The organism is Kriegella aquimaris, from assembly GCF_900103215.1.
Classification (GTDB): domain Bacteria; phylum Bacteroidota; class Bacteroidia; order Flavobacteriales; family Flavobacteriaceae; genus Kriegella; species Kriegella aquimaris.
The window spans coordinates 47,075-65,903 of the sequence record NZ_FNGV01000014.1 but is presented as its reverse complement, the minus strand read 5'-3'; the positions used below and the strand labels follow the sequence as shown (position 1 = coordinate 65,903).

Annotated in this window: 14 protein-coding genes; 8 read left to right on the top strand and 6 right to left on the bottom strand. The window is 39.8% G+C overall.

The genetic code is table 11. The annotated features are described in order from the left end of the window. The first annotated feature begins 80 nt into the window (after window positions 1–80). The 3 genes from BLS33_RS19995 to BLS33_RS19985 all read left to right on the top strand — a co-directional run bounded on the left by BLS33_RS19995 (window position 81) and on the right by BLS33_RS19985 (window position 7,535). Entirely contained in the window at window positions 81–866 is a 786-nt protein-coding gene (locus BLS33_RS19995) for an SDR family oxidoreductase (RefSeq protein WP_089893990.1), read from the top strand. 167 nt (window positions 867–1,033) lie between these two features. Beyond that, complete coding sequence (locus BLS33_RS19990) at window positions 1,034–7,084, top strand: alpha-2-macroglobulin family protein (RefSeq protein WP_176801469.1); 6,051 nt, start codon at window positions 1,034–1,036, stop codon at window positions 7,082–7,084. 76 nt (window positions 7,085–7,160) lie between these two features. After that, entirely contained in the window at window positions 7,161–7,535 is a 375-nt protein-coding gene (locus tag BLS33_RS19985; RefSeq protein ID WP_089893985.1) for a DoxX family membrane protein, read from the top strand. Window positions 7,536–7,667: 132 nt separating this feature from the next. Here the strand turns inward: BLS33_RS19985 and BLS33_RS19980 are convergent, their stop codons facing one another. From BLS33_RS19980 to BLS33_RS19960, 5 genes are all read right to left on the bottom strand, one after another. After that, on the bottom strand, window positions 7,668–8,015 hold the full coding sequence (locus tag BLS33_RS19980) for a hypothetical protein (protein ID WP_089893983.1): 348 nt from the start codon (window positions 8,013–8,015) through the stop codon (window positions 7,668–7,670). 587 nt (window positions 8,016–8,602) lie between these two features. After that, the gene (locus BLS33_RS19975) at window positions 8,603–9,124 is read right to left on the bottom strand and encodes a DUF4136 domain-containing protein (protein WP_089893980.1); all 522 of its coding nucleotides are present in this window, start codon (window positions 9,122–9,124) and stop codon (window positions 8,603–8,605) included. After that, the gene (locus tag BLS33_RS19970; RefSeq protein WP_089893977.1) at window positions 9,121–9,570 is read right to left on the bottom strand and encodes a hypothetical protein; all 450 of its coding nucleotides are present in this window, start codon (window positions 9,568–9,570) and stop codon (window positions 9,121–9,123) included. Before BLS33_RS19970 ends, BLS33_RS19975 begins: the two co-directional genes overlap by 4 nt. A 57-nt stretch (window positions 9,571–9,627) precedes the next feature. Beyond that, window positions 9,628–10,638 (bottom strand): GTPase ObgE, encoded by a 1,011-nt coding sequence (obgE, locus tag BLS33_RS19965; RefSeq protein ID WP_089893975.1) that lies wholly within the window; start codon window positions 10,636–10,638, stop codon window positions 9,628–9,630. Window positions 10,639–10,824: 186 nt separating this feature from the next. Next, the gene (locus tag BLS33_RS19960) at window positions 10,825–11,940 is read right to left on the bottom strand and encodes an adenylate kinase (protein WP_089893973.1); all 1,116 of its coding nucleotides are present in this window, start codon (window positions 11,938–11,940) and stop codon (window positions 10,825–10,827) included. Window positions 11,941–12,065: 125 nt separating this feature from the next. On the opposite strand from BLS33_RS19960, the gene BLS33_RS19955 reads away from it, so the two are divergent. The 5 genes from BLS33_RS19955 to BLS33_RS19935 all read left to right on the top strand — a co-directional run bounded on the left by BLS33_RS19955 (window position 12,066) and on the right by BLS33_RS19935 (window position 17,715). Then, complete coding sequence (locus BLS33_RS19955) at window positions 12,066–13,220, top strand: 5-(carboxyamino)imidazole ribonucleotide synthase (protein WP_089893971.1); 1,155 nt, start codon at window positions 12,066–12,068, stop codon at window positions 13,218–13,220. A 66-nt stretch (window positions 13,221–13,286) separates the two neighbouring features. Then, window positions 13,287–13,775, top strand: a complete 489-nt coding sequence (gene purE / locus BLS33_RS19950; RefSeq protein ID WP_089893969.1) for a 5-(carboxyamino)imidazole ribonucleotide mutase — start codon at window positions 13,287–13,289, stop codon at window positions 13,773–13,775. Window positions 13,776–13,895: 120 nt separating this feature from the next. Next, window positions 13,896–15,923 carry a M3 family metallopeptidase gene (locus BLS33_RS19945; protein WP_089893967.1) on the top strand — a complete coding sequence of 676 codons (2,028 nt, stop codon included), beginning with the start codon at window positions 13,896–13,898 and terminating at the stop codon, window positions 15,921–15,923. A 159-nt stretch (window positions 15,924–16,082) separates the two neighbouring features. After that, entirely contained in the window at window positions 16,083–16,604 is a 522-nt protein-coding gene (locus BLS33_RS19940) for a 5' nucleotidase, NT5C type (RefSeq protein ID WP_089893964.1), read from the top strand. Window positions 16,605–17,154: 550 nt separating this feature from the next. Then, window positions 17,155–17,715 carry a sigma-70 family RNA polymerase sigma factor gene (locus tag BLS33_RS19935; protein WP_089894247.1) on the top strand — a complete coding sequence of 187 codons (561 nt, stop codon included), beginning with the start codon at window positions 17,155–17,157 and terminating at the stop codon, window positions 17,713–17,715. Between the two features lie 220 nt (window positions 17,716–17,935). Here BLS33_RS19935 and BLS33_RS19925 read toward each other — a convergent pair whose 3' ends face one another. Further along, entirely contained in the window at window positions 17,936–18,760 is an 825-nt protein-coding gene (locus BLS33_RS19925) for a UbiA prenyltransferase family protein (RefSeq protein WP_089893957.1), read from the bottom strand. Window positions 18,761–18,829: the final 69 nt, after the last annotated feature.

Sequence of the window (18,829 nt, the reverse complement as noted above, 5' to 3'; positions counted from 1 at the left end):
ATACAGATTGAAAAGGTGATCACAAACTGCTTCTTTAATGGTCGGATTATTTTTATCTTGCAGAGCCAACATCCATAGCTATGAAAATATCTTTAAAAAATAAGAAAGCGCTTATTGGCGGAAGCAGCAGTGGTATCGGAAAAGCCATAGCGGAACAATTGGCCGCAAGCGGCGCCAGTGTAACCTTAATGGCAAGAAATGAAGATAAATTAAAAGCCATTCTATCGAAATTACCTTCAGCCGACGGACAAAGACATCAATATCTTGTGGTTGATTTCAGTGATTTCGAAGGATATAAAAAGAAGATTTCAGCCTATTTCGAAAACAATACAGTCGATATTCTAATCAATAACACCCAAGGACCATCAGGGGGCGGAGCATTGGAAAAAAATGTAAACGATTATCAAAATGCGTTTGATTTGCTCTTCAAGACCGTTGTCTTCACTAGCGCATTAGCCCTCAAACACATGCAAGCAAGCGGATGGGGCCGTATCATCAATGTAGCTTCGATATCGGTCAAAGAACCCCTATCGTACTTGGCCTTATCAAACAGTATTCGCGCGGCCGTAACGACTTGGGCAAAAACATTGGCATCTGACGTCGGTCCATACGGAATTACCGTAAATAGCGTTTTGACCGGTTATTTCGATACAGATCGCATTGCACAACTCAACGAAAAGAAAGCGGAAAAAATGGGGATAGAGCCACACGAAGTACTAACGGAAATGGAAGCAAGGGTGCCCGTAGGCCGCATTGGCGATCCAAAAGAATATGGATATCTTGTAACATTCTTAGCCTCTGACAAAGCGGCCTATATCACAGGTACCAATATACCGATCGATGGTGGTTTATTGAAAAGCGTTTAGCAATTCGCTTTGCCTAACTCAAATAAAACTCTTCCCTAACCCAAAGCACCTCTTCCCTCGTTTAATATTGGGCAATAAAACAATCGGCACCATATTTGTTCCGTAATTTTACGTTATACCCCGTTTATCCGAAAAGGACGGTTACCACGGCTTAAATATCCTTGATAATGAAATACATAGCAACACTGTTCACCATAATTTTGTTTTCACAAATGACACAATCACAACAAAATAGTGAATCATATGAGAACCTTTGGAAAAAGGTACAAAAGCTCGAAGACCAGGCCCTGACGAAGTCTGCACTGACACTCGTGCAATCAATTTCAGAGAAGGCCAAAAAAGAAAATAATTCGGCACAGCTCATCAAGGCCCTTTTGTATTCCTCAAAATATGCCATGACCTTGGAAGAGGATAGTCAACTGAAAATCATTGGCGATTTCAAAACGGAAGTGGAAAAGGCAGAATTCCCCACCAAAAACATTTTAGAAAGTTATTTGGCCAATATGTACTGGCAGTATTATCAACAAAATCGCTATAAATTTTACGATAGAACGAAAACTACGACAAAGGCAAACAATACAGATTTCAGAACATGGGACCTTACCACTTTGTTCGAGGAAATCAGTAGCCTTTTCGATAAATCTCTGGCAAACCCTAAGGCTCTTCAAGAATTAGATACTTCCAGTTTTCAAGATATTTTAAACGCGCAACCAAGTTCTGAAACCTACCGCCCCACCCTATTTGACATTTTGGCCCATACAGCACTCCAATTTTATAAGACAAGCGAAAACAATATTACCCGACCTGCTGATAAGTTTGAAATCGATGCGCGAGAAATATTGTGCGGGGCGTATGAATTTACACAACTGAAAATTTCAACTGTAGATAGTACCTCACTTCAAGTAAAAGCCTTGCTCATCTACCAGCAGCTGTTACAATTCCATTATCCTGATGCACAAATGTATGCTCTTGTCGAGGTTGATATCGAAAGGTTAAAATATATTCATGAAAATGCCGTATTCGAAAACAAAGACCAACTTTATCTAGAAGTATTGCAGCAATCGGCACAAAGTCTATCACACAGTGAAGTCTCTGCACTTTATAATTATGAAATAGCCGCCTTGTATCGTCAATGGGGGAATAGCTATACACCGAATGTTAACGACGAGCACCAGTGGAAACAGAAAGAAGCACTGGAACTTTGCGAAGAAATTATTGCCAAATTCCCTGAAAGTAGGGGTGCCAAGAAATGCAGCGCCCTGAAGTTCGATATTTTCAAAAAAAGCCTTGAACTTACTACTGAGCAGCACGTACCGGTAAATACGCCATCTCGATTATTAGTAGATTACAAGAATCATAATGGTCTGCAACTTACAGCCTATGCCATATCGCAAAATGAGTTACAACATTTGAACACGCTCTACCCAGAGCCTGAAAAATTAGCCTACATTAAAAAATTAAATACAATTAAGGAATGGCGTACCGATTTAAAAAATGAAAAAGATTATCAGTCGCACAAAACCGAAGTTTCCATTCCCTCTTTACCCAACGGCCAATATGTGATTTTAGCGATTCCTGAAGAGGATGGGGATTCTGCCTTTGCCTATAGCCCGATACAAGTGACCGATTTGGCGCTTATAGAAACACGAACACCCGTCCATCACAAATTTCAGGTAATCAACAGAATTAACGGAAGCCCCGTTCATGGAGCGAAAGTGAAATTCAATTACCGAAAGAACTACAATGGTCCCGATTTGACCAATACCTTTACTACGAACGAAATGGGAATGGTAGAAATCTTATTGGATAACGATTATTGGACCAATGTAAAGACAGAGATTACACATCGCTCAGACAAAGCCTATTTCGGAGATTATTACGTCAATCAAAAACACGACAATAATACGCCGAGTACTATTTACACATCCTTTTTGTTTACAGATCGAAGCATCTACAGACCTGGGCAACCATTATATTTTAAAGGTATTGCGATAAAAAAAGATAAGAATACCTCTTCTGTACTCACAAACACAACGGTTGCGGTTACTTTATATGACGTAAACCGTCAAGAGGTGGATAAGCAAGAATTCATCACCAATGAATTTGGGTCTTTCAACGGGGAATTTTTACTTCCGTCTGCCGGACTCACAGGAAATTTTTCAATGGAAGTAACCTCAAAAATGGTCAATCTCCATGGAAATGCAAACTTCTCGGTAGAAGAATACAAGCGACCGAAATTTGAAACTTCTTTTGAACCGGTGACCGAAACATATAAAGTCAATGACAGTATTTCATTAAACGGAAAGGCTATTGCCTACGCCGGAAGCAATATCACCGACGCCAAGGTAAGCTATAGGGTAAGACGCGTGACAAACTTTCCGAGATGGTACTATTGGGGGCGACCACATCATAACGGTACGCCCCAAGAAATTGCCCATGGCGAAACCGTTACCGATGCTTCAGGAAACTACAGCATTAAATTCAAAGCAATACCTGATACAAGCCTAGACCGGGAAACCCAGCCTACTTTTAACTATGAAATCACCGCCGACGTAACCGACATTAATGGAGAAACACATAGTGCGACTACAACAGTTAGGGCGGGCTACCATGTCTTGACCGCCAATATCGGAGTTGCCAACACTCTGGACAAGGACAAAAGTGACATTAAGATTACGATTTCAACCAACAATCTTAATGGGCAGTTTGTTGCTACCAAGGGAACACTAAAAATGTATAAATTAAAAGGTCCCGAAGAAGTACTCCGAAGTAGGCCTTGGCCAGCCCCAGATTACAAAGGTTTTTCAAGAGCGGAATTTGAAAAGCGCTATCCCCACGATGCATTTGAAAACGAACATGACCCCACAACTTGGGAAAAGGGAAAATTGGTTTGGGAAACTAAATTTGACACAAAACAATCGCAAGAGGTCATCCTGAACAACACCAAAAAATGGCCCTCTGGAAATTATGTAATCGAACTGGAAACCGAGGATAAGTTCGGTCAAAAAGTAAAAGATGTAGCCCACACAAGACTATTCAGTAATAAAGACAAAAAATTGGCAGATCACCAACTCTTCCAAATAAAAACGGACAAGCAGACGTACAATATTGGAGATAAGGTAGAAGTTACATTATCGAGTAGTGCCGAAAATCTTACCGTGTCGGTATTTGTAGAAAAAAACCAAAAAATTGTTGACACTCGAACCGTTCTTCTGAACGGGGACTCCAAAACTTTTGATATACCGGTAAACACCGATGATTTAGGTGGATTCGCTATTAACTACAGCTTTTCTGCCTTCAATTCTTTTGAATCGGGCACAGTACCCGTTTTAGTCCCCTATCCACCAACCGATCTAAAAATAGAGTCCATTACTTTTCGTGACAAATTACTGCCGGGTACGGATGAAACATGGACCTTTAAAATAAAAGGGCCCAAGGGCGAGCAAGTAACTTCCGAGGTATTGGCGAGTATGTACGATGCCTCACTGGACGCCTTCCGTGGGCATAATTGGAGTTTTGACCCCAACTATCGCTCGAATTATTATTCGTCTATTTATAGCAATGCGAATCAAAGTTATGGAACCAGTTCCTTTTTAACATATTCCAATTATAAAACTGCATATAACTATGAACTTCAAAGCTTTGATAGTTTTAATTGGTTCGGGTTTCATTTTGGCTATGGCCGACAACGCCTATATAGTAATATGGCCATGCGAAAAGGTGCTCCGTCTGCCGCTATGGGTATGATGGCTCCCGAGTCAGAAAGTTTAGACGAAGTTGTAACTACAGATTATGATGTAAGCGAAAAGAAAGAAGAAGGGCCTTTTGATAAAGAGATGGAAAACGACAAAAACGCGGCTACCGATCAAAAAGTCCAGATTCGTAAAAACCTCCAGGAAACCGCCTTTTTCTTTCCGCAATTGCATACTGATCCTGAAGGAAATGTTTCCTTTAGTTTTACAACACCTGAAGCCTTGACCCGATGGAAACTACAGCTGCTAGCCCATACCAAGACTTTGCAATATGCCTTGACGACTTTAGAGACCGTTACCCAAAAAGAATTAATGGTCATTCCCAACATACCTCGCTTTCTTCGGGAGGGCGATGAAATTGTGATTAGCACCAAAATCGCGAACCTTACGAAGAATGTACTTTCAGGAGCGTCAAGCCTAAAATTAACTGATGTTGTTACAGGTAATGACGTAACCGAAAAATTGATTGTTCCTTTTTCTTCGGAAGAAATGGCAAGAAAATCTTTCTCGGTCGATTCTCTTGGCAATACGCAAGTATCTTGGCGGTTAAAAATTCCCGAAGGTCTTCAAGGTGTTCAATATACGATTACGGCAAAAGCAGGAAGCTTTAGTGATGGGGAACAAAGTATACTACCTGTATTGACAAATCGAATGTTGGTCACTGAAACCTTACCCATGTGGGTGCGTAGTAACCAAACCAAAACTTTTATACTTGAAAAGTTGCTAGACAATACTTCGACTACACTTAGCAACCATAAGCTAACGTTGGAACTAACCTCCAACCCGGCTTGGTATGCGGTACAGGCCCTGCCCTATTTAATGGAATATCCATACGACTGCAACGAACAAATTTTCTCGAGATACTATGCCAATACCCTAGCTAGTCATATAGCCAACAGTAATCCGAGAATTCGCGAAGTTTTTGATCAGTGGTCAAATTCAAAGGCTTTATTGAGCGGTCTCGAAAAAAATCAGGAACTAAAATCAATGCTAATTGAAGAGACCCCATGGTTGCGCGATGCCCAATCTGAAACGGAACAAAAGAAACGCATCGCCCTGTTATTCGATCTCAATAAAATGAGAAACGAACAACGAAATGCCTTGAATAAGCTTAAAGAAAATCAAATGTCATCGGGAGCCTGGGCCTGGTTTAATGGCGGACGGGAAAATCGATTCATAACCCAACACATTATTACCGGATTGGGGCACTTGAAACAATTGAATGTGACAGATGCAAATGATCAGACTGAACAAATGATTGAGCGGGCTCTGCAATTTCTAGACAAAGAATTTGTTGAGGAATACAATCGAATGAAAAAACGAACCTCAAACATAAATGATGACCATTTAAGCCATACACAGACGCACTATTTGTATATGCGCAGTTTTTTCAAGGATATTCCCAAATCAAGCGACGTAGTAAACGCAATCGCCTATTACAAAAGTCAGGCACAAAAATATTGGCCTAAGAAAAATCTTTATACCAAAGGACTGTTAGCCTTAAGCTTGAATCGTATGGGAGACAACAACACTTCCAAGAAAATAGTTCGGTCGCTCAAGGAAAATAGTATAAACTCGGAAGAGTTGGGCATGTATTGGAAAGAAAATACAAACTCTTGGTTTTGGTATCAAGCACCTGTTGAAACCCAAGCCTTGATGATTGAAGTGTTTTCAGAACTCACCGACGACTCATCCAGCATAGACAACCTCAAAATTTGGTTATTGCAGCAAAAAAAGACCAACCAATGGAAAACTACCAAAGCTAGCTCCGATGCGGTTTATGCGCTTTTACTTCAAGGAGGCGATTGGCTTTCTGTCAACGACGCCGTAAATGTCGAAGTGGGTGGTAAAAAAATAGACCCGTCAAAATTAGAAAATGTGAAAGTGGAGGCCGGCACCGGATATTTCAAAACCACATGGAACGGTAACGAAATAAGCAACGAAATGGCTTGGGTACAACTTGATAAAAAAGGTGAAGGTATCGCATGGGGTGCCCTATACTGGCAATATTTTGAAGATTTGGATAAGATTACGTCTGAAGAAACCCCTTTACAATTGGAAAAGAAATTGTTCTTGAAAAGGAATACAGATACAGGTGAAGAAATCTGGGAAATAACCTCACAAACGACACTGGAAGTAGGTGACCTTGTACGCATACGAATAGAACTACGTGTCGACCGTGCCATGGAATTTGTACATATGAAAGACATGCGTGCCGCCGGCACCGAACCTATAAATGTACTATCACAATACAAAAGGCAAGATGGGTTGGGATATTACGAAAGCACCAAAGACGCTAGTACGAACTTTTTTTTCGATTATCTAACGAAAGGGGTATATGTCTTCGAATATGATTTGCGAGTGAATAATTCGGGAGATTTCAGCAATGGCATTACAACAATACAAAGCATGTACGCTCCGGAATATAGCAGCCACAGTGAAGGAGTTAGACTACAAATTAAATAAGTATTTTACGAAGAATTCACCACAATGCATTGTTATTTTTATTAATTTAACATACAACAACTAAAAATTCAATAGCATGAATCCTTCATTTTCATTAGCAATTCGCATCGTTTTTGGTGTTTTTCTTATCGTAATGGGCGCCAATAAATTTTTTCATTTTATGCCAGCGGCCCAAATGTCAGAAGCCGCAATGAACTATTTTTCGGCACTTATGAGCACAAACACGCTTAATATAGTGGCAATCGTCGAAATACTTGCCGGTGTTTCCCTTTTGATAAATAAGTTCGGAGCGCTTATGATGATCATTTTAATGATCATTTCAATAAATGCCCTATTGTTCCATGCCTTTTTAGAGCCTGGTTCAATTTGGGGCGCTGTAGTATTACTTCTATTTAATATCGTTATGCTTTATTCATACAAAGATCGCTATACAGACATTCTAAGACCTTGAAAAATTTGAACAAAAATTTCTAATGTAAAAAAGGAGCGGATTCAAATGAATCCGCTCCTTTTTTACGAGTATACTATTTTTTGTGATAGATAATTTGAAACTTAATTTTCGAAATAAAATCTTATGATAATACTAAAGACCCAAAATGTCAAACAAATAAATCCCTAGCAAGTAACCCACTCCCAAACCAATAAAAACAAGAAGGTAAAGAAGCCCCCTCGAATTTTGAGTAGTAAAGTTCACCAAGGTTAAGGGGGTACCATTTTTACATACCTCAAAATACCTTCCTTGCGGTTCGGTAATACTTAATTTTGGACGAATTGTATATTCGTTGTTTTTTATCGTGAATTGGTGGTGCTTTCCGAAAACGGATTTCTTTTCAGAAATTTCATTGCCATTAAGTAAAATACGCTCTTTCCCGAAAGAAGTATTATAGACTTCTATTTTATGATTTTCAATATAGTATTCCGCGCATTTCATAGTACAAAACAAGTATGTCAATATTAAAAAAAATCTACTCTTCGGGGGTCACGAAAACATCATTCAAAAATTGAATGAAAAAAAATACTGAGACTATTTACAAAACAGTCACTGTTAACTTCGGGGATTCCAAATAAGAGGTTTTCCTATTTGGGAGACGCAAAATAGAAAATTAAAAAAGAACTGCAAACGAAAGTTTTCAACAAAAGAAATATTCTTACAAACATCGTTGGTTAATAATGTTAATAGCGAGTTTAAACCCTAGACTTTTGTATTTCAAATCCGAAATTCCCTCATATTATCAATGTATCCACTTAAGAACGAATCATTGTTAACAAAGGGCTTGCTTTAATTTCCGAATCAACTAATCGCCATTTTTCTATGCCAATTTGGTTTTTAGAAAAAAATCAGAGCAATATGTAGGCAGTATAGAGGTTTGTTAGTAATTATTATTCCTGATAAAATTTCACAAACAGCCTTATCCGAACTTGCAACAATAATCAGCATAAATATTGTTGAAAGGATAGCATTAAAGTTTATAGATCCGGCAAACGAAGGAGATATTCATAATCTAAAATACGGAGTAATTATTTTGGTGGATATTTAGCCAATGCCTTTTTAACAATCTGCCGAAGGTTTTCTTCGCGAATATCCGGAGAAGTATTCTCTTTAAAAGAACTTTCGCTAATGGCTTGCCAGAATAACATATCTTTTTGACTATCGACAAAATCGAACCTAATTTCGCGAAACACATCAGGGCGACCAACAGGGATTCCTACCGAAACACCGCCTCCTACACCCCGGCCGGTACCACCAACACCTACTCCTACAGTATTTTTTTTAGGCGTCTGAAAAGTGGTACTTTGAATATTCACAAAAAAATCAGGTTCGGAAGAAAACCGTAAACCTTTAGATTTTAAAGCATCATCCAGCACATGCAATAGTCGTTTGGCATCCAATTCGCTGAGCCCCGTATTCATATCCGAATAATAGTTATAGGTCGTATAGCTCGTAAAATCGGTTTCCTTATCGTAATCGTAGTTGACACGAATGGTGTTACATGAAGTTAAGGCTGCAAACAGCACCAATAGAAGTGTCTTATGTTTCATTTTGCTAGTTTAATTAATTCCGTGAAATCTCTTTTGGGGTCTCCGTTTTCATAGAACTCAGTTATCATTTTTTCAATAGTACACTGTTCCACATCAAAATATGATTCCACAGAAATGGTTTCTTCCAAAGATTCGAGCAGTATTGAATCAACCTTCATGCTACCATAACGCTGTATCAACCAGAGTGAATGAGAAGATTGCTTCAAATCAAATATTACATCGTACCGAACATCATCAACTGAATAATTCTCCAACGCAACGATAGTATCTTTATAAATTTCTTTGAGGACCTTTATCTCATCAACATAATTCAGGGTCTTTGGGAGTTTGGAAAGCACGCAGTATTCTTCAGCCGCAGTCGCATCTTTGATCTGATCATCTTCGACAAGCGTTTGTTTTGACTTACACGCCCCGAGAATCAATAATACTAAGAGCCAAGTTCTCATTCTCCAGATTTTGTAGTAATTAAAATTACAAAAAAGATCAGTTCAGAGAAAAGAAGTCTAATCAGGCGAGTCATTGAGCATTGCCCAAAGCCTATCCTTTAACTCTTGAATGCCCTGCTGGGCCACAGAAGAAATAAACATGTAAGGCACACTTGAAAAATCTTTATCAAGTTCGACCCGCATCTCATCCATAAGTTCTTCATCGAGCATGTCTGATTTTGAAATGGCCACCAGTCGATCTTTATCCAACAATTCAGGATTATATCTACGTAACTCATCCAACAAAATCTCATATTCCTTCGAAATATCGTTACTGTCCGCAGGAATCAAGAACAGCAGGGTAGCATTGCGTTCGATATGTCGCAAAAAATAGTGTCCCAAGCCTTTGCCTTCGGCCGCACCTTCAATAATACCCGGAATATCGGCCATTACGAAACTCTGAAAGTCTCGGTACTCTACAATACCTAAATTGGGTTTTAATGTTGTAAACTCATAATCTGCTATTTTAGGCTTAGCCGAGGTGATTACTGAAAGTAATGTCGACTTTCCGGCATTTGGAAACCCTACCAAGCCCACATCGGCCAAAACCTTAAGTTCTAGTATAACCTCTCTTTCTTGTCCCGACACCCCGGGCTGGGCATATCTTGGTGTTTGATTGGTAGCCGTTCTAAAATGCCAGTTGCCACGGCCGCCCATACCGCCCTCCATGACCATTTTCTCCTCACCATCTTCGGTAATTTCCAATAAAATTTCGTTGCTTTCTGCATCACGGATGATAGTACCTAAAGGCACATCGACATAAACATCATCGCCATCGCCGCCCGAACTTCGGTTTTTACTACCATTTTCACCATGACCTGCCTTAAAATGTTTCTTGAACTTAAAATGAACGAGTGTCCATAAATTTTTGTTTCCGCGAAAGATAATATGGCCTCCACGCCCTCCATCGCCACCATCAGGTCCGCCTTTTGTTATATATTTTTCACGATGTAAGTGTGTTGAGCCTTTGCCTCCTTTACCGGAAGAAAGAGATACCTTTACATAATCTACAAAATTGCCTTCAGTCATGTTGTTCTTAGAAAATTAAGCGCTTAAGATTGTAAAAGTACACAATTCAAACGACCAACGACCGAATATCAATCGAGATTCATCAGTGCCAACGTGGTAATCTTCGAGCATACGAACCACGTGGAAAGTAGCAACAGAACAGCATAAAAGCTATTCAAATTCGCTATTCAAAATAAATAATGAGGCTTAAGCTTCTTGCAACTGATTGATAACGGTATGCAGGCGCTCTGTAATTTCATCTATTTCCCCTATACCATTAACGACGTGAAACTTTCCTTGGGCCTCATAGTAATCACGCAAAGGAGCCGTCTTTTGACTATATTCATCAAATCGGTTTCGGATTTTCGCCTCATCAACGTCGTCACTACGACCACTAGTTTTACCGCGCTCTAAAAGACGTTGTATCAAGATTTCATCGTTAGCCTCTAAAGCAATTGTGGCATCGATCTGCATATCTTTTGACTCCAACAAGTTGTCCAAAGCTTCGGCTTGTGCCGCTGTTCTAGGAAATCCATCAAATATAAAACCGCTGGCATCCGGGTTCTTTTCGACCTCATCGCGAAGCATTTTTATGGTAACCTCATCAGGCACCAAATCACCTTTGTCGATGTACGACTTGGCCAGCTTTCCGAGTTCGGTTCCGTTCTTAATATTGTAACGGAACACATCACCAGTAGAAATGTGTTTTAAATTATACTTTTCCTTTAAAAATTCGGCTTGGGTGCCTTTTCCGGCGCCCGGCTTACCGAACAGCACAAGATTGATCATATGCGATTGGTTTAATTGGTAAATTGCACGTAGGTTACGCCCCAGTTCGTTGTAATCGAGTCCGTAACCCACTATAAATTTATCGGGTATATCCATACCAAAATAGTCGATGGTATATTCCCCATTGTATATTGCTGACTTATAAAAAAGTGTGGCCACCTTAAATTCCTTGATATTCTTATGTGAAAAAAGGTGCACCAATTCTTGAAGTGTTCTGCCAGTATCGATAACATCCTCCAGAATTATAAGACTTCTCCCCTCAATATCCTCTGAAACGTCAAGTAGAGTTTCGACAATACCCGTAGAAGTCAAACCTTGATACGAGCTCAACTTTATAAATGATACCTCACACGGATGTTGATAATGCTTTAAAAAATCGGACACGAAGGCAAAGGCACCATTAAGCACTCCCACAAAAATCGGAACTTGATCTTTATAGTCAGCGGCAATTTCATCGGCAATTTTTTTAACGGCCGTTGCAATCTGCTCTTCGGTCAGATAGGGTTCAAAATACTTGTCGTGTAATTTTATCAATGGTAAAATTTTAACAGGATGCCAAATATAACATTTTGATTTCTCTTTTTTACGCCTACGGGACTCGTTTTAAGAATTCGGTGTATTTTTGTGGTGTGTCCCACAGCTGGACTAAAAAAAACACAATGTCATATTTTTCTTCCGATTTTAAGCTAGGAATCTTAGGTGGCGGGCAGTTAGGCAAAATGCTTTTGCAAGAAACTCGAAAATGGGATATTCAAACCAAGGTAATGGATGCCTCTAGCGAAGCCCCCTGTAAAATAGCCTGCAACACCTTTGTAATAGGTGATTTGCTTGATTTCGATGCGGTATACAACTTTGCCAACGACGTTGATGTGCTCACTATCGAGATTGAAAATGTAAATCTGGATGCACTCGAGAAACTTGAAGACGAAGGTAAAAAAGTGTACCCACCGACCAAGGCCTTGCGCATCATACAGAATAAAGCGAAACAAAAACTTTTTTATATCGACAACGGTATACCTACGGCCGACTTCCATCGTTTCGCCTACAAAAGCGAAATCGAAGACAGTATCGCCAATGGCGGACTCCATTTTCCTTTTATTTGGAAAGCCGCGAGATTCGGTTATGACGGGCAAGGCGTCAAAGTCGTTCGAAAACTGGAAGACCTAGAAGGTTTGCCAACCGGGGAATGTATTGCTGAAGACCTAATTCCCTTCAAGAACGAACTAGCGGTAATCGTGTCTCGAAGCGTGAGCGGCGAAATAAAAACCTATCCCGTGGTCGAAATGGAATTTCACCCGGAGGCCAATCAGGTGGAATACGTCATCTGCCCGGCTCGTATTGAGCCCAAAGTTGCCCAAAAGGCTCAGGAAATAGCCCTAAAAGTATCGGAAAAAATTCAACATGTAGGTCTATTGGCAGTAGAAATGTTTCAAACTCAAGACGATAAAATTTTGGTGAACGAAGTGGCCCCCAGACCTCATAACAGCGGTCATTATAGCATTGAAGCGAGCTACACTAACCAATTCGAACAGCATTTGCGCGCCATATTAGGATTGCCCTTGGGTTGCACAGATAGTAAAGTGGCCGGAATCATGGTGAATTTGGTGGGTGCCGAAGGGTATACCGGAGATGTGGTTTATGAACACATGGAAGACATCTTGAAATTGGAAGGGGTCACGCCTCATATTTACGGCAAAAGACAGACCCGTCCTTTCCGTAAAATGGGTCACGTGACGATTGTAAACCAAGATATTGCAAAAGCTAGAGAAATTGCACAAATGGTAAAAGAAACAATTAAAGTAATCAGCAAGTAAATCAGAAAGACCAATCTTAACATCAAAGTATTGGGATTGGATTTCAACGGAAAAATTTAGAATTTTATGAACAAAGTAGCGATAGTAATGGGCAGCACCAGCGACCTTCCCGTAATGCAGGAAGCCGTTGACATCTTGAAGGAATTCAATATTGCCGTAGACGTCGACATCGTTTCCGCGCACCGTACTCCTGAAAAACTTTTCGATTTCAGCAAAAATGCCCATAAAAAAGGGTATGCCGTTATCATTGCCGGTGCAGGAGGTGCGGCCCACTTACCCGGAATGGTCGCATCAATGTCTCCACTCCCCGTTATCGGTGTTCCTGTTAAAAGCAGCAACTCTATTGATGGCTGGGACTCTATTCTTTCGATCCTTCAGATGCCAGGTGGCGTTCCCGTGGCTACCGTTGCGTTAAACGGAGCAAAAAATGCAGGAATCTTGGCGGCTCAAATTATCGGCAGTTCCGATAGTGAAGTACTAGAGCGAATAATCTCCTACAAAGAAAGTTTGAAAGAAAAAGTTATTCAAGGCGCTAAATCACTAAAAAACGAGTAACGAACTCCGAAAAGAAATAGATAGCATACAAAGGTAACTCTTAACCCACCGTTAACTCCAATTAATTAGAACTGAGTCGCCCGTAACAAGTACAGCGACCATTAATTATCAAGAAAATATATGAATCCCTTATTGACTCCATTCGATACCGCCCCGTTCTCAAAAATAAAAAATGAACATTTCAAGCCTGCTTTTCTCGCCGCCATGGCCGACGCTAGAAAAGAAATTGACCTTATTACCGAAAATTCAGAAGCTCCCACTTTTGAGAATACTATTGAAGCACTTGATTTCTCAGGACAACAATTAGACCGTATTTCAAGTGTATTCTTTAATTTAAATTCGGCGGAGACGAATGAAGAAATACAAAAAATTGCCCAAGAAGTTTCACCCTTACTTTCAGAGTTCAGCAACGATATTACCCTAAATGAAGCCTTGTTCAAAAGGGTCAAGACCGTTTATGACAAGCGAGATACCCTTGAGCTGACCACCGAACAAGATACGCTGCTCGACAAAAAATATAAAAGCTTTAGTAGAAACGGCGCTAATTTGGCGGAAGACAAAAAGAAACGCCTACGCGAAATAGATGCCGAACTTTCAAAGTTGAAACTGAAATTCGGCGAAAACGTCTTGGCCGAGACCAACAAGTTTGAAATGCATCTTACCGATGAGAAAGATTTGGAAGGATTGCCGGAAGGGGAAAAGGAAGCAGCCGCTCAACTGGCCAAATCAAAGAACAAAGAGGGCTGGTTGATAACTCTAGATTACCCGAGTTATATACCCTTTATGAAATATGCCAAAAACCGGGCGCTACGCAAAGACCTTTCTATGGCTTTCGGAAGTAAAGGTTTTCATAATGATGATTTAGACAATCAGGCAAATGTTCTAAGAATTGCCAACCTTCGGCACGAAAGGGCCAATCTTTTAGGATATAAGACCCATGCCCATTTTGTTTTGGAAGAACGTATGGCCGAAACTCCGGAAAAAGTGCATGCTTTTCTAAGCGAACTTTTAGAAAAGGCAAAACCAGCTGCCGAAAAGGAATTCAAACAACTAGAAGATTTCGCAAAGGAATTGGACGCTATAGACCGCTTGGAAAAATGGGACGGCGCGTATTACTCCGAAAAACTGAAGCAGAAATTGTTCGAACTTGACGACGAAAAACTGAAGCCTTATTTTAAATTGGAAAACGTAATTGACGGCGTGTTCAAAGTGGCCGAAAAATTATATGGTCTCCAATTTGAGGAAGTTTATGATGTCGATACGTATCACAAAGACGTAAAAACGTACCGTATCTATGATGAGGATAAAAATCTGGTTTCCTTGTTCTATGCCGATTTCCATCCCAGGGCCGGGAAGCGTGGTGGTGCATGGATGACCTCCTTTAAATCTCAATATGTACGCAACGGAGAAAATGTTCGCCCACATATCTCTAACGTATGTAATTTCACCAAACCCACCGAGAGCAAACCTTCTTTATTGACTTTTAATGAGGTCACCACTTTATTTCATGAATTTGGGCACGGACTTCATGGTATGTTGGCCAACACCATCTACCCTGGTCTCTCAGGCACTTCCGTCTACTGGGACTTTGTTGAACTCCCAAGTCAAATTTTAGAGAACTGGTGCTATGAAAAAGAAGCCTTGGAACTTTTTGCCACGCATTACGAAACCGGTGCATTAATACCTATGGATTTGGTTCAAAAAATAAAAGAATCCGCCACATTTCAAGAAGGTATGCAAACCTTGCGCCAACTAAGTTTTGGGCTGTTGGATATGGCATGGCATGGTACTGACCCAACACCTATCACCGATGTAAAAGCATATGAAGATAAAGCTTTTGAAGGCACTAATTTATATCCTCAAACCAAGAAAACTTGCATGAGTACAGCTTTTTCCCATATTTTCCAAGGAGGTTATGCCTCAGGCTATTACAGTTACAAATGGGCTGAAGTTTTAGATGCCGATGCCTTTGCGTATTTCAAGGAAAAAGGGATTTTCAACCGCGAAGTCGCAACAAAATTTAAAGATAACGTACTCTCGAAAGGAGGTACTGAAAATCCAATGGAATTATACAAGCGTTTTAGGGGTGCCGAACCTAAAATAGAACCCCTTCTAGAACGGGCAGGACTCATCAAAAAAGTTGGATAATATCAAACCTAGACAACGGGTCTGTCAAGTACTAAAATTTGACAGTTTCGATTATCGCGATAATTTTTATAGCTTTTACTATTTATCAAATCTTTAATTCTTAAAAATGCGTTTCATACGTAGATTCTTTTTTACGTACTTCGCAGAAAATCGATATTCATGACTTTATTTGTTGACATGGACGAAGTGATGGCCGACACGTACGGCGCTCACATTGAAATTTACAACCGTGACTACCAAGAATCCCTAACACATGATATCTGCATGGGTAGCGAAGTTTGGCAAAAAGTTCCTGTTGAGCGTCAAAACAGTGTTCGACAACATGCGACTAACGTCGGTTTTTTTCGTAACCTTGAACCAATCGCCGACAGCAAAGAGGTCTTAAAGGAACTTTCAAAAAAATATGAGCTGTTCATTGCTTCTGCTGCAATGCAATTTCCCAATTCATTGATTGAGAAATCGGAATGGCTTGATGAGCATTTTCCTTTCGTACCCTGGCAAAACCGAATCCTCTGCGGCCACAAGCACATTCTTAAAGGTGATATTTTAATCGATGACAGAAGTTATAATCTGGAAAGCTTTGAAGGAAGGTCACTTTTGTTCACTTCGCCGCATAATGTAAACTCCAATGGTTTCGAGCGCGTTAACAACTGGCAAGAAGTCGCGCTTAAATTATTATAGTCCGCAGTCAATATCTATATACATTCATTTTTTGGCAGGGCCCAATAGCGCCCAAGAACTTCACGAAAACTGTATCACCCAAAGCATCGAGAACGTGGGCCGCTATCCTTTTTTACAATATACACGAACCGTTTTTTATCACCCCTCCCCCTGCTTTCTCAAATCGTTATAGAAGCAATTAATGTTGATACCATTTTTCAAATGTGCCTCTGTAAATTCTCAAAGTGTAAGCACATTCTGCAAAATCTCATTTTCCCAATCTTTTTGTGAGAATTCTGTGATAGGTTTTGACGTACTTTGAGACTGACAAGTACTTATCAGGAAAATAACATAAGATTATAAAAGAGTTGTATCATAGTCTTCTTTTTTCTCAGAAACAAAGATTTACTATCATATTAAAAGCCACCATTAATGACAACATAATTGATTCACAGTCAGAATTTTAAAAATTATATAAGTAAAATAATATTTATTCAACACCACTTTCTGCAAAAATTCAAAACGAAGTTTAATTAAAATTCACCTACTTTTGATAATACTAAAAAACAGCATACCAGTGCATCAGCTAAAACCGGATACTTGGGTAGACCTATACGCAGACTACCTTTTCAATTATGCAATAGCAAGGGTCAACGATGTAGAAATCGCTAAAGACTTGGTGCAAGAAACTTTTTTTGCCGGATTGAAATCTGCCAAAAATTATAAAGGTGATGCAGCCGAACGCACTTGGCTCATTGCCATTCTAAAGCGCAAGGTTATAGACTACTATCGCAAAATAAATTCAAAAAAAGGTAAGGCTGAAGTACGAATGGGTTATAGCAACCACACTGAGGCGGAAGGTGATTGGCTGGAAGAACAAGTAGCCGACCCTTTTAGCACTTTTGAAAACAATGCCATTGAAAACGAAGAGTTAGGGGAAGCCATACACGATTGCATATCGAAATTACCCAAGAAACAATCGTTAGTCTTTACAATGAAGACGGTTCAAGGTATGAGCACTGAAGATATTTGTAATGAACTCGGCATTAACCCGTCTAACCTTTGGGTGATGATCCACAGGGCAAGGGCTGCCTTGATGGGGTGCCTTAATCAAAATTGGTTTAAAATATGATTTCTTGTGAAAAAGCCGCAATAATCTGCGATAAGATGCAGTACAAAGAAGCCAGCCTTAAAGAAAAAATTCAGCTAAAGTTTCACTTATTAGTTTGTAAAACGTGTTCAGTATTTTCCAAAAAAAATACGCAGCTAACTTCATTGTGCGAAAAAGCAAATTTGCATAGCCTTACAGAAAGTGAAAAACTTAAAATGAAGAATGAATTAAATAACAAAGTTTAAAGTACTTTAGACAGGCCCCACACTAGAATTCCCCAAAAAATCGGTATCCCCTCCACCCAGAAAGATGCAAAATACTTCGATTGGTTTCTTTGTGTAATGAACATCATGCTTCCCAAAACCAAGAACATAACACCTCTGCTTATTATCTCAAGCTGACTCAGATCATCTTTTAAGAGTGTCAAAAAGAAAAAAGGCAAGGTCCCGAAAGCCCCAAAAATTTTAGTTCTTGCTACGCCGTATCGTTGAGGCAACGTATTCATTTCGGGCGCATCAAATTTTAAATCCCTAATTTCGAAGGGCACGACTAATATTAAAACCAAAATAAATCGTTGTATTAGTTCTATAACTACATCCCAAGAAATATTCATCTTAGCCTCCAACACGGGCAAAAGCACAGTAGTACCAGCCCACACCAGAGCTACTGGAAAAATTTTAAGACCACCAAAGCTTCTTAAATTTTTGATGCCGGGTAAAACGGGCAGTGCGTAAAGTCCGATTAATAATGAGAGAACTCCCAAAACCAGCAAAACGTCATAATGTAGAAAGAAGGCGAGATACAAAGCGACACCCAAACAGAGTAAACTAAAAAATTGAATGGTTTTATGGTAACGGCTGGCTACTAGTATATATTTTTCGGCCTCGACGCCATACTTCATGAAATTGTAGCAAGCAATGGTCCCGAAAAAGGCAAAGCCGAACAAATAATAATCAACCGTGATATTCAAAAAGTTGGCAGAAACCCATAGCAATGAATAAACCGCCAAAGCGACATGTATACTGGCGTCAATGTAAAAATCAAAAAAATGCTTTAGTTTCTTCATCAAATAAAAGACGTGGAGTGTTTATAACCTTCCCTTTTGGTTAAAAACTTTATCCTTTAGACCGTTCTA